The following is an 11644-nucleotide window of genomic DNA, read 5'->3' on the forward strand; positions in this document are numbered from 1 at the left end:
CGTAAACTTAATTCTACAGAAGGGACTTCCTTTTTTGTATGGATTTTATTCATTTACACAAAATATTTTACACTCTCTATATATCAGTAATGAAATAAGTTATTTAGAACAAATTATTTAATAAGGGTTAATTTAATTTTTATTAAAGTTATTCTAAAAGAGAAAAAGAGAGTAATCCCTTTTTCTCTTAATGGAAATCTATATAAAATCTGTATTATCGAAAATAGATTTGTAGTTCAACAGATAACATTTGATTTTAATATTGCAAACGAAATATATCGCTATTAATAAATGAACTTTCTTTAGAAACGGTGAAGATGTTTAATCGCGATATTAAAAAACTTGATGTCATTAACATACGAAGTATAACTTATACATTTAATATTAGGGTAAAATTGAAAATACTTGTATGCAGAACATTCCACTGATCAATAATCACTTTAATAGGAATTTTTTATCAACTATTCCTTAGATCCTCGATTAATCAATCAGTTGATGATTGAAATAGGTCTTAGCTAAATACCTAATTTGAAGTCAGCTAAAGAATCGCCAATTTCATCTTCAGTTATTCCAAGATACCTTTTTGTGATTGCCTGAGAACTATGATTGAAGATAAACATCAATGTAGCAATGTCGTGAGTTCTTTTATAATAATGATACCCAAATGTCTTTCTTAGTGTATGCGTCCCAATATCATTTCGGTCTAAATCTTTTGCAATACCTGCATATAACTTATATACAGTATTTGGTTTAAGATGACCACCTTGCTGCCTGCTAGGGAAGAGCCAGTCTTCATCATTCATATCTTTTGTATAAGTAATAATTTCTTGTTGTAAGTTTTGAATATAAATCGGTTTTCTCTTTCCAGTTTTTTGTTCGATAATTATTGGCTTCGAAACACCTCGTATTTCTCGAACTTTTAGTTTTACAATATCGGAAATACGCAAGCCATTATTTATTCCAAATAAAAATAGAAAAGAATCTCGTTCTGGAAATTTTGTTCTTCTTAACCAAAATTGAAAATCTCTAATTTCTTCTGCTGTTCTTAATGGTTGAACATTATAAACCATTCAAATTCACTCCTAAATTGTTTCCGAAATTAATAATATTCTGTCTTCACTATTCTAATGATATAATATCATAATAGTGAACTAAAAAGAAATCGAGATTAAAATCCAGATGTATCAACAAATTAAGTTCACTATTTTAGATAAAATAGTGAAGTCAGAACATTCAATTATATTATTTAAACTAATCTTTAAATATACTCATAAAAAAACATATTTTAAAGATTGGATTATTTTTATTGTATCAATGAATAATTTAATTTAAGGTCTAAAACATATATATAAAACTATGAATATTTAAAGTTTGCTTTAAATGTGTTAATATTAAATTCAGAAAGGCGGTGGAGATAATTATGTTTGATAGACCATTTTATTTAGATAAAATTCTCCAATTTAAAGATTCCGATTTTATAAAAATTTTGACGGGTGTTCGAAGATCTGGAAAATCTTTTCTTATGAAACTTTACAGAGAATATTTAGTCGATCAAGGAATAGCATCTTCTAATATTGTATATATAAATTTTGAAAGTTATGAATACCAGACCATCAATACCGATAAAAAATTCAGAATGGTCCTCGATAAACTGTTACCTAATAATTCAGACAAGATTTACTTCCTTTTTGATGAGATTCAATTAGTAGATGGTTGGCAAAAAGTGGTTAATGGACTCAACACTAGTTTTGATTGTGACATAACCATTACTGGTTCAAATGCTGATATGCTTTCTGGAGAATTAGCTACTCTTTTAAGTGGAAGATATATTGAAATTTTAGTATATCCGCTATCATTTCGTGAATTTCTTCAGGTAAATGAAATAGCACCCGATTCAAGATATGTTGATCAAGCATATAGTGAATTTGAAAAATATGGCGGTTTCCCATCGGTGGTTCTAGCTGATGAAAAAATAAAAGACACTATACTTCAAGGAATCTTTGATGCAATTGTACTCAATGATATTGCATTTAGATCAGGGATTAAAGACTCCGTTACACTAAAGGCAATTATCAGTTTCTTAGCTGATAATATCGGACAACTAATTAATGCAACAAAAATAGCTAATACTCTAAAAAGTGAAGGTGTGTCAACTTCTGTTCCTACTATCAATAGATATCTTGAATTGTTAGAAGCTGGCTATTTATTTTATCGAGTGCAACAATATGATATTCGTGGGCGTGAATTTCTTAGAACAAATGGGAAATATTTCATTGTGGATTCTGGTCTTAGAAGAAATGCTATAGGGCGAAGAGAGGGGAACTACGGCAACAGGCTTGAAAATATAGTTTATCTTGAACTAAGAAGGCGTGGGTATGATGTCAGTGTGGGGCGTTTAGGAGATAAGGAAATAGATTTTATTGCGAAAAAACTGGACGATATATTATATGTTCAGGTAGCTTATGACATTCCATCAAATACTCACGAAACAGATAACCTGAATAATATAAAAGACAATTATAAAAAAATACTAATTACTGGTCGTTATCAAGAAGTTAATCAAATTGACGGAATCGAGATTAAATATATTGTAGATTGGTTGCTAGAGTAGAGGAAAATTTCTTTACATCTAAATTAACTATAAATTTGTTGAATTTGGTAAATACAGGTCGTCTGAGGACGATTCTAAGCTCATTTGGTTTATTTTAAGACAATTGATATCTTATTGAATAGAGGAAAGAAAAAATTAATACTATGAAAATTCAAGATAATAGTATTTTTAGAAAATAATTATCATGTAAGTAAAATTTTTTTATAGAAAAAATCCGCTTGTCCTATTGACAGTCAAGCGGCTAAGATATTTAATTAGATTAGTCATTGCAATAGTTCATAGATCTAGAATCAAACACTTTACTACCAGTGGCACTACCTTAATCAACATTAAGGTAGTGCTTAATTTGTTTGTTATCAATCATCTAATATAGTGATGGAATAATGGACGATAAAACTAGTTAGATTTAGAAATTTTAGAGCTCATCATTAAAGTGAATTCAAAGCATCGGTTGTCTCATCATTTTCTATATGTGTGTACAGTGTTTTCGTTGTTGTTGAACTGGATTTGAGTCAATATCTTGGACACATTTTAGTAGAGGCCGCTATGAAGTGTCAATAGAAAAGATGTCTAAGATTTGATACTAACACCATATTATGATATCAATTTGCTAATTATATAGAGGTTTTCATTTGGAGAAATCTTTTCTTTTTATATGGATTCCAACTATAATTGCTAACAAAACAGCAACGGCCACGACCATAAAAAAACCGAAATGTGATTCTTTCCCAGGTAGACCACCGGTATTCATCCCCCAGATACCAGAGATAAGTGCAGGAATAGAAATTATTAAGGCAGCAGAATCTAGGTATTTCATCAAATGATTTAAATTGTTATCCATCATATCCGTGAATAGTCCACCAACCGTTTCTAAAAGGTCCCTATAAATTCTGACCAGTTCCTCAGCGTGCTTTTGATGAAGTTGAATATCATATAAAACTTTTGGGTCATCAATTGTTTTGACAAATTCTTCTTTTTCCCACAACGTTGCTAATGTTGACTTTTGACCAGCTAAAGTATGATCAATATAAATCATTTTTCTTTCAGTATCTGCAAGTTTAAACAGTGCTTTGTTCTCAGTTGTTTTTCTTGCTGCAATTTCTAACTCATCAATTTCTTTTTCTATTTCTATCAATTCTTGAATGAAATGGTTGTATATCATAAAAATACTATAAGTGAGCAAGCCTTCAAATGTCTCTATTTTATTCTGATATCTTTTTAGTAAACGTTCGATAAAAAATGAATCTTTAGTCATGTAAGTAATCAGCAAGGAATCGGAGACAATAAAAATAATCGGCTCTAGTCGTGCTTCAATTGTCTCTTCTTTAGCTGCAGATAAATTTGTTAAAACTAAAACATAAGCATTTTTCAGTGCAGTATTTTCTAAAGGCATTAGATGGGAAACTTCTTCTGCACGATTGGCTCCGATAAATATCTCTTCTGGTAGTTTATATTTTTGAATAAGTTGCGTTCGTTCTTCTTCGGTTGCATTTTCTAAAGCGATCCAATTACTCTCTTCACTTTTATTTTCTTGTATACCGCTTTTTGACCCAATCCTAAAATTTTGAATCATGGTTTTCATCCTTTCCGAGAATAGAGTATAAAATTTTTAGTTCAACTGCGATTATTTGCCTTCATCTAACATTTTCTTCATTTCTTTAATTTCTTTTTCCTGAGTATCAATGATTCTTTTAGCGAGTTCTTTAACTTCAGGGTTAGTTAGATTTGCTCGCTTGCTAGTTAAGATGGCGATTGAATGATGCGGGATCATTGCCTTCATCCAATCAGCATCATTTACTGCAGTTTGACTTCTCACCATAAATAATGAACCAAAAAATAAAAAAATACTGACAAAAAGAATCGTTATATTTACTCTTTTATTGTCATACATTTTCCACATGAATGAAAGCATGGTAATCGCCATTATCGCTCCCATCATTAGTGCCATAAAAAACCTAGTTTGACTAAAAAAGATATGATCGATTTTGTACACATTTAAATACATCATTCCAAACATTAAGACAGTTGAAACACTAATCATCCCTAAAAATTTCCCGTATTTTCTCATTATTAAATCTTCTCCCGTCTATTAAAAAATAAAGAAACAAAAAATATATTTAAATATTGAAAAAATATAATATTTAGAATCTAAATTTATTTATTTTATTTCTATAAAAATAACATATTTTGTAAATGTTGGTTATGCTAATTAGCTAAATTGCAATGGCTGATAAGAGGGGCTTTACAATTAAATACTATTCAAAATAAAGGCTACCCCGGATTCATCATTTGTTTTAGTGATCAAATCAGCATATTTTTTAACAGATGGGACAGCATTGTCCATAGCAATGGCCACACCACTGTAACGTAACATTTCAAGATCATTTTGTTGATCACCAAAAGCCATGATGTCACTTCTGTTAATTTCTAAATAGTGTGACAAAAATTTTAAAGATTCCGCTTTAGAAACTTTTTTAGAAGTTACTTCTAGAAAATATTTATCGGAAAAGACACTTGAAATATTGACTTCAGTTAACAATTTTTGTAGAATATTTAATTTTTCGTGATTATGATCAGTTAGAGCAAGTTTTAAATAACTTTCAGTATCAATCGATGTATATTTTTTGTCAGATAAATAAAATTGTTGTCCATAGGGAGTATCTAGTTCTAAATATTGATTAGAAAAAGAAAAAGTTACGTCATGGGTCTCTCGACTGGCAATTATCGTTACTTGCATTTTTTTTGCAAATTCAAGAACTTTGTTGACAATTGATGGTTCAATCATTTGGAGACTGATTTTTTTGACTTGAGAAAACGGCCCAATTTTACCTATTAAAGCACCATTAGAAGTTAATGCGTAGTCCATAATTTCCAAACTCATCAATGTATCTTTTAAAGAAATAATTGATCTTCCTGTCGCTATAGCAACAATCCCGCCTTTATTACGATAAGTTCTAAGTGCATGTACATTTTCCTGTGTTACATGACCTTTGGAATTTAATAACGTTCCATCTAAATCTATAGCAGCTAGCTTCATAGAACCTCCTCCATTTCCATACACTACTAAAAATAACATAATAGATAAACAAATAAAAATAAAGCGATTTTATTAATTAAATTAAATAAAAAAAATTGTTTTAATTGCATATAATTTGCTTTTTTTACAGTGAAGATTATATATTGTTTCTAGATTAGAAAAGGGGAAGATTTTCATGGGTGAAATTAAAAAAAATAGAAAAAGAATTCCAATTGTTACTGCCACAGATAATAGATATGCGATTTACACAGAAGTTATGCTACGCACATTAGTGGAAAATATTGGTGAAGAAACAACTATTGACTTCTACATAATTGACGATGGTTTAACAGAAAGAAATAGAGAAAGACTATTAAAAGTGATAGATATAAGACCTGATTATCTTGAATTAAGTTTTATCAATACTAATAAAAATCTTTATGAAAATTGTTTAATCAGTGATCACATTACAATTACTGCTTACCTACGAATCTCAGTCCCACCAATCCTTAGAGAAAAAAAATATCATAAGATGCTTTATATAGATGCAGATACGCTTATTTTAGAGGATATAAAAGAACTTTATGATACAAACTTAGAAGGAAAAACAATTGGTGCCGTCATTGATCCGGGACAAATCAAGGCTTTAAATCGTTTGGGTGTTTCCTCAACTGATTATTATTTTAATTCTGGCATTATGTTAATCGATTTAGAGCGTTGGCAAGAACAAAATATTACTGAACGAACGCTTGATTATTTAAAAAAAGAGGCTGATAAAATCCTATACCATGATCAAGATGCATTAAATGCAGTTTTATATGAGGACTGGAAAGGCATTCATCCTAAATGGAATATGCAAACATCTTTAGTATTCAATCGTTTTTCAGCACCAACTAAGTGTTATGAATCACTTTATGAAGAGGGGAGAAATAATCCAGCAATTATTCACTTTACTGGACATGATAAACCATGGAACACCTTAAAAAGCCATCCATACAAAGAACAATATATGGACAAATTAACAATCGTTCGTTCTGCAGAAAAGGAGGTAAAATAAAAATGAATACAAAAGAGAAAATGCATATTGTTGCAAGCTGTAATACTCAATTTGTTCCACATTTAGCAGCGCTTTTTGTCTCAATTTTAGATAATTGCAAAAAAAAAGAATATAAATTTAATTTTTTCGTTGTGGATGATTCGATTGAAGAAGAAAGTAAAGAGTTATTACGATCAACAGTAAATAAATATTCCGCTTATCATTCCCTACAATTTCTGGAGCTCGACAAATCTTATTTCACGAATGTTGTAATAAGTGATCGTATACCGGAGACAGCCTATTATAGAATTAAAATTCCAGAATTATTTAGAGGCACAACGATTGATAAGATTTTATACTTAGACTGCGATATGATCGCGCTGACAGATATTACCCAGTTATGGCAAACAGATATCACTCAACACTTGCTTGCAGCAGTTGAAGATGCGGGATTTCATCAGCGATTAGAGAAAATGGAAATTGAATCGCTAACAAACCGTTATTTTAATTCTGGTTTAATGTTAATCAATGTGAAGAGATGGTTGAATGAGGGAATTTCGGATAAAGTTTTAGATTTCATAAGAAATAATCCAACTAAATTGTGTTATCACGATCAAGATGCATTGAATGCAGTCTTACATGATCGATGGGTGTCACTCCATCCAAAGTGGAATGCACAAAGATATATTTTAGCTCATGAGACAACACCGCCAAATCTTGTATATGAAAGAGCTTATCAAGAAGTAAGGCAAGCTCCTCACATCATTCATTATACCGGACACGCAAAACCTTGGAATGAAGAGTCGAATGTACCAGCAAGAACGCTATACAAAAAATATTCACGTATGACTGATTTTAAAGAATCTTCGTAATAAGTAATATTTGGTTGAACGGATATGAAGTTAATAGTAACGAATGAGGCAGAAGAAGTTTTAATTCAAAGAATTGGTTATAAAAAATCATTTATATAACTTCTTTAAATCCACGAGATTACCGTGTAGCAGATATGGGGCCTTGCGCAAAAGGTAGTCACTTTCAAATTATCCCAAGATTAGCTGAAAATAGATTCAATGAACAATATAAGTGGATAATCGAAAATGAACAGTTTAGAGTGTATGTTGCTCAAAGTGATTTAGAGTTGCTAGGAGAATGGATAACAATAGAATTTAATCATTTATTGAACAGTTTTACCTTAAAAAATGAACACCACATCCTTGATCATAATATTAAGTTAAAGGACTACTTTTTTAGCTAAATATTAACAGTGAATAGAGAGATGTGTTGAACAAAATATGAAATAAAAAGGAGAATACTATGGAAAATCCAATTTTAAAAGATCCAAGAGAGCTATTTCACACAGAAAAATTTGAAAAACAAGATCAAGATACACCTGCTTTACAAGCAAAAATGAATCCGAAGCCAGATTGTGGTGAGAAAAGCTATGTTGGTAACAAAAAATTAGAAAATCGACGTGTTTTAATAACTGGGGGAGATTCAGGAATCGGACGGGCAGCAGCGATTGCCTTTGCAAAAGAAGGGGCAGATGTAGCAATTCAATTTTATCCTGGCGAAGAAAAAGATGCTAACGAAGTAGCTGAATGTATCCAAGAGGCTGGAAGAAAAGCTTGCTTACTACCTTACGATCTCAGAGAAGAATCCACACCTAAACAGATTATTGAACAAGCAGTAGCTGATTTAGGAGGGTTAGATACTTTAGTATTGAATGCAGCTCAACAGATCTCAAAAAAATCAATAGAAGAATTGTCAATCCAGCAAATAAGAGATACTTTTACAATCAATATCATTGCTATGTTTGAATTAGTTCAACTTGCACTGCCTAATTTACCAGCTGGCAGTAGTATTATCACAACCACCTCAGTCCAAGCGTTTGATCCAAGTGATCATTTATTAGACTACGCCGCAACAAAAGCCGCGATTGCTAATTTTACCATTGGTTTAGCTAAGCAGTTAGCGTCAAAAGGGATTCGAGTAAATGGTGTAGCTCCAGGTCCAATTTGGACACCCCTTCAATTAGATCATGGACAGCCTCAAGGAGCATTACCAGATTTTGGGCAAGAATCTTTACTTGGACGTGCCGGACAACCGGTTGAATTAGCACCAGTATATGTTTTTTTAGCTTCCAATGATGCTAGCTACGTCACTGCACAAATTTATGGGGTTACTGGTGGTGAAGCCATAAATCTATAAAGTCACAGTTGATACTTTTTTGGTTACAAATAGTTCACTGAAAAACAGGAACCTTGATAGAAAAAATTTGTACAAAATTAAAACAAATACTAGGTGAAAAAGAAAAGATAAATGTCACTATGCTTTTTGATAATAATACTAGGAATATTTATTGATGCATATTAGAAAATCAGAATATCATCCAACGGAATTTGAGGCAATTTACTAATTTTTAGGAGGGGCTATTATGGAAAAACAGACTGATCTAAATACATCACAAAATGAACATCAGTCAATACTAAAAGGTGATTTGACTTATAAAGATAAGGTGATTCAAAAGATTATAGGAACAACAGTGAAGAATATAGATGGTTTATTAACTGTAGATGGTGGAGCTTTTTCTAATGCAGCAGAGAAACTGGTTAATACAGAGAATACCACCTCAGGCATTAACACGGAAGTAGGAGAAAAACAAGTGGCAGTTGATATGGATATTGTAGTGGAGTATGGGAAAGATATTCCTAAAATCGCTGAGGAAATCAGACAAGCTATCCATGATGAAGTAAAGAATATGACACACCTGGATGTTGTTGAAGTGAATCTATGTGTAGCAGATATCAAATCACGCAAAGAATATGAAACTGATAGTGAGACTGTCCAAGATAAAATGACAGATGCTGCAAAAACTGCGGGACATTTCACCTCAGATAAAACTGAAAAAGCTAAAGAAGCAATCAGCCAAAAAACAGATACAATGCGTGGCAAGATTAAAGAAAATACAGAACCATAACAAGTAAATTAAAAGGAGAATTACTATGGGATTAATTTGGACATTAATTGTCGGCGCTATTATCGGAGTTATTGCAGGAGCAATAACTGGAAAAGGTAGCAGCATGGGATGGATAGCAAACATTATTGCCGGTTTGATCGGTTCTTGGTTAGGGCAAGCGATTTTTGGTGCTTGGGGACCGATGCTTGCGGGAATGGCGATTGTTCCTTCTATTATTGGGGCGATTATTTTAGTGTTGATTGTATCATTTTTTTTAAGCAGATCTAGATAAAATAGAAAGCGAGGAATATTAAATGTTCTTACACAAAAAAGAGTTACAGTTTGAAGCAAAGCCGAATAAGCCTAATCCATTAATTGCAAAATATCTACAAGAATTGATTGGCGGACAGTATGGTGAAATGAGTGTTGCAATGCAGTATCTATTTCAAGGCTGGAGCTGTCGCGGCGAAGAGAAATATAAGGATATGTTAATGGACATTGCTACTGAAGAAATTGGACACGTCGAAATGTTAGCGACAATGGTCGCCCGTTTGTTAGAAGGAGCTCCTATTGAAGATCAAGAAGCTGCTATGGAAAAAGACCCAACGATTGGTGCGATTATTTCAGGGATGAACCCTCAACAAGCTATTGTTGCTGGCTTAGGTCCAAGACCGTCCGATAGTGTAGGTAATCCATGGAGTGGTGCTTACATTATTGCTAGTGGGAATTTATTAGCAGATTTTAGAGCAAATCTAAACGCTGAATCTCAAGGTAGATTACAAGTTGCAAGAATCTATGAAATGATTGATGATCAAGGAGTAAAAGACTTGCTTTCAGTGTTACTAGCTCGTGATAGCTACCATCAAAATCTTTGGGCAACTGCAGTAAAAGAACTAGAAGAATCCGAAAAATCAATTTTAGTCCCTAGTACCTTTCCGCGAGAAAAAGAACGATTAGATATCGCCTATGATTTTTACAATTTTTCTGAAGGTGAAGAAAGCAAGAAGGGAGATTGGGCAACAGGGAAAGCTTTAGATGGGGAAGGAGAATATCAGTATCATACTACACCTAAAGTAGAAGGCAAAGTACCTAAACTAGACTCAGTAACAGAAAAGATGTATGGGACACCAGTAGGTAAGTAAGAACTATTTTAATAGAGACTATCCTATTAGGATATAGCCGAATGAATAAAACGGCAATTACCTAAATGATAGTTGCCATTTATTCGTTTTCCATACTGTTAAATAGATTTTAGACACGAACTATCTTATATAAAAATCTTTTATTCTATGATTTTGACTTTTCCTCACCATAATTTTTAAAATTTCTAAACAAGATATTTATTTTATTATTTTTTTAAAATGAAAAATTTCTTTTTATTTATCATTTTTTTATTCATATATTGATATCATTACCAACAAACACGGATATCATCAATTTTAAATAAAAATATATTATTTAATGATTTTTTGAGATCGTTTTATTTTGTAATAAAATATATATAAGTTATTATAGAAATAGGATAGAAGATAAATAAGATAATATGAAGAAATACTACAGCGATAGATCCAATTGAACATGAGATTTGAAAAATATAGAGACTTTGATTAAGGTACACTTTTAGAAAGGACGGATGTTCGGTAAATCTTTATTTTTTGATCTCTATTGAAATAGGTTATGATCGTCATAAATTTACGGAGAATCTATTAGTCTTTAGGAGGTAAATAGTATGAAAAATATCATCAAATCAATTGGTATATCATTATTGATCAGTCTAATACCTTTATTACTAAAACGTAAAAATTCCTCTTCAGTAATACGTAGCTATAGGAGGTAACCAGCTTTTGTTGAAAAGCTAATAAGAGTAGCTTTACCGAATTTGAAAGACTAACTATATAGAGTCAAGTGAAAATTAGCTAAATCAAAAAAATATTTTATAACAGTTAAGTCCAAAAAATGAGTACAACAAATAGACCTTTCACTATTAGATTTTTTTGATTGTTCAATAGCTAATCGGAAACAATC

Annotated in this window: 12 protein-coding genes; 8 read left to right on the top strand and 4 right to left on the bottom strand. The window is 31.5% G+C overall.

The window, feature by feature from the left end; genetic code table 11:
• Window positions 1-515: 515 nt before the first annotated feature.
• Window positions 516-1070, bottom strand: coding sequence for a tyrosine-type recombinase/integrase (locus tag P7D84_RS13090; RefSeq protein ID WP_311800641.1), 555 nt, complete (start codon window positions 1068-1070; stop codon window positions 516-518).
• A 350-nt stretch (window positions 1071-1420) separates the two neighbouring features.
• Between P7D84_RS13090 and P7D84_RS13095 the strand changes: the two genes are divergently transcribed.
• The gene (locus P7D84_RS13095; RefSeq protein WP_071858781.1) at window positions 1421-2611 is read left to right on the top strand and encodes an ATP-binding protein; all 1191 of its coding nucleotides are present in this window, start codon (window positions 1421-1423) and stop codon (window positions 2609-2611) included.
• A 628-nt stretch (window positions 2612-3239) separates the two neighbouring features.
• Here P7D84_RS13095 and P7D84_RS13100 read toward each other — a convergent pair.
• The 3 genes from P7D84_RS13100 to P7D84_RS13110 all read right to left on the bottom strand — a co-directional run bounded on the left by P7D84_RS13100 (window position 3240) and on the right by P7D84_RS13110 (window position 5648).
• On the bottom strand, window positions 3240-4184 hold the full coding sequence (locus P7D84_RS13100; protein ID WP_311806721.1) for a magnesium transporter CorA family protein: 945 nt from the start codon (window positions 4182-4184) through the stop codon (window positions 3240-3242).
• A 51-nt stretch (window positions 4185-4235) separates the two neighbouring features.
• Complete coding sequence (locus P7D84_RS13105) at window positions 4236-4679, bottom strand: DUF305 domain-containing protein (RefSeq protein ID WP_311800642.1); 444 nt, start codon at window positions 4677-4679, stop codon at window positions 4236-4238.
• A 180-nt stretch (window positions 4680-4859) separates the two neighbouring features.
• Complete coding sequence (locus tag P7D84_RS13110; RefSeq protein ID WP_311806722.1) at window positions 4860-5648, bottom strand: Cof-type HAD-IIB family hydrolase; 789 nt, start codon at window positions 5646-5648, stop codon at window positions 4860-4862.
• A gap of 175 nt (window positions 5649-5823) precedes the next feature.
• Between P7D84_RS13110 and P7D84_RS13115 the strand changes: the two genes are divergently transcribed.
• The 7 genes from P7D84_RS13115 (at window position 5824) to P7D84_RS13140 (ending at window position 10761) form a co-directional block, all read left to right on the top strand.
• Window positions 5824-6684 carry a glycosyltransferase family 8 protein gene (locus tag P7D84_RS13115; RefSeq protein WP_311806724.1) on the top strand — a complete coding sequence of 287 codons (861 nt, stop codon included), beginning with the start codon at window positions 5824-5826 and terminating at the stop codon, window positions 6682-6684.
• A gap of 2 nt (window positions 6685-6686) precedes the next feature.
• Window positions 6687-7535: a glycosyltransferase family 8 protein gene (locus P7D84_RS13120; protein ID WP_311806726.1), complete on the top strand. Its 849-nt coding sequence runs from the start codon at window positions 6687-6689 to the stop codon at window positions 7533-7535.
• 134 nt (window positions 7536-7669) lie between these two features.
• Window positions 7670-7918, top strand: a complete 249-nt coding sequence (locus P7D84_RS13865) for an iron-sulfur cluster biosynthesis family protein (protein WP_376716931.1) — start codon at window positions 7670-7672, stop codon at window positions 7916-7918.
• A gap of 59 nt (window positions 7919-7977) precedes the next feature.
• The gene (locus P7D84_RS13125; RefSeq protein ID WP_311806728.1) at window positions 7978-8871 is read left to right on the top strand and encodes an SDR family oxidoreductase; all 894 of its coding nucleotides are present in this window, start codon (window positions 7978-7980) and stop codon (window positions 8869-8871) included.
• A 226-nt stretch (window positions 8872-9097) separates the two neighbouring features.
• Window positions 9098-9640, top strand: coding sequence for an Asp23/Gls24 family envelope stress response protein (locus tag P7D84_RS13130; protein WP_311806730.1), 543 nt, complete (start codon window positions 9098-9100; stop codon window positions 9638-9640).
• A 25-nt stretch (window positions 9641-9665) separates the two neighbouring features.
• The gene (locus P7D84_RS13135) at window positions 9666-9911 is read left to right on the top strand and encodes a GlsB/YeaQ/YmgE family stress response membrane protein (RefSeq protein WP_311806732.1); all 246 of its coding nucleotides are present in this window, start codon (window positions 9666-9668) and stop codon (window positions 9909-9911) included.
• A gap of 22 nt (window positions 9912-9933) precedes the next feature.
• Window positions 9934-10761 carry a manganese catalase gene (locus tag P7D84_RS13140; protein ID WP_311806734.1) on the top strand — a complete coding sequence of 276 codons (828 nt, stop codon included), beginning with the start codon at window positions 9934-9936 and terminating at the stop codon, window positions 10759-10761.
• Window positions 10762-11644 lie beyond the last annotated feature (883 nt).

The organism is Enterococcus dongliensis (assembly GCF_031927985.1).
GTDB classification, from domain to species: Bacteria; Bacillota; Bacilli; order Lactobacillales; family Enterococcaceae; genus Enterococcus_A; species Enterococcus_A dongliensis.

Excerpts from the sequence above, each read along its gene's own strand:
- P7D84_RS13140 (WP_311806734.1), top strand. The coding sequence starts at position 9,934 with ATGTTCTTACACAAAAAAGAGTTACAGTTTGAAGCAAAGCCGAATAAG.
- P7D84_RS13865 (WP_376716931.1), top strand. The coding sequence starts at position 7,670 with ATGGGGCCTTGCGCAAAAGGTAGTCACTTTCAAATTATCCCAAGATTA.
- P7D84_RS13110 (WP_311806722.1), bottom strand. The coding sequence starts at position 5,648 with ATGAAGCTAGCTGCTATAGATTTAGATGGAACGTTATTAAATTCCAAA.
- P7D84_RS13125 (WP_311806728.1), top strand. The coding sequence starts at position 7,978 with ATGGAAAATCCAATTTTAAAAGATCCAAGAGAGCTATTTCACACAGAA.
- P7D84_RS13105 (WP_311800642.1), bottom strand. The coding sequence starts at position 4,679 with ATGAGAAAATACGGGAAATTTTTAGGGATGATTAGTGTTTCAACTGTC.
- P7D84_RS13135 (WP_311806732.1), top strand. The coding sequence starts at position 9,666 with ATGGGATTAATTTGGACATTAATTGTCGGCGCTATTATCGGAGTTATT.
- P7D84_RS13120 (WP_311806726.1), top strand. The coding sequence starts at position 6,687 with ATGAATACAAAAGAGAAAATGCATATTGTTGCAAGCTGTAATACTCAA.
- P7D84_RS13090 (WP_311800641.1), bottom strand. The coding sequence starts at position 1,070 with ATGGTTTATAATGTTCAACCATTAAGAACAGCAGAAGAAATTAGAGAT.
- P7D84_RS13115 (WP_311806724.1), top strand. The coding sequence starts at position 5,824 with ATGGGTGAAATTAAAAAAAATAGAAAAAGAATTCCAATTGTTACTGCC.
- P7D84_RS13095 (WP_071858781.1), top strand. The coding sequence starts at position 1,421 with ATGTTTGATAGACCATTTTATTTAGATAAAATTCTCCAATTTAAAGAT.
- P7D84_RS13130 (WP_311806730.1), top strand. The coding sequence starts at position 9,098 with ATGGAAAAACAGACTGATCTAAATACATCACAAAATGAACATCAGTCA.
- P7D84_RS13100 (WP_311806721.1), bottom strand. The coding sequence starts at position 4,184 with ATGATTCAAAATTTTAGGATTGGGTCAAAAAGCGGTATACAAGAAAAT.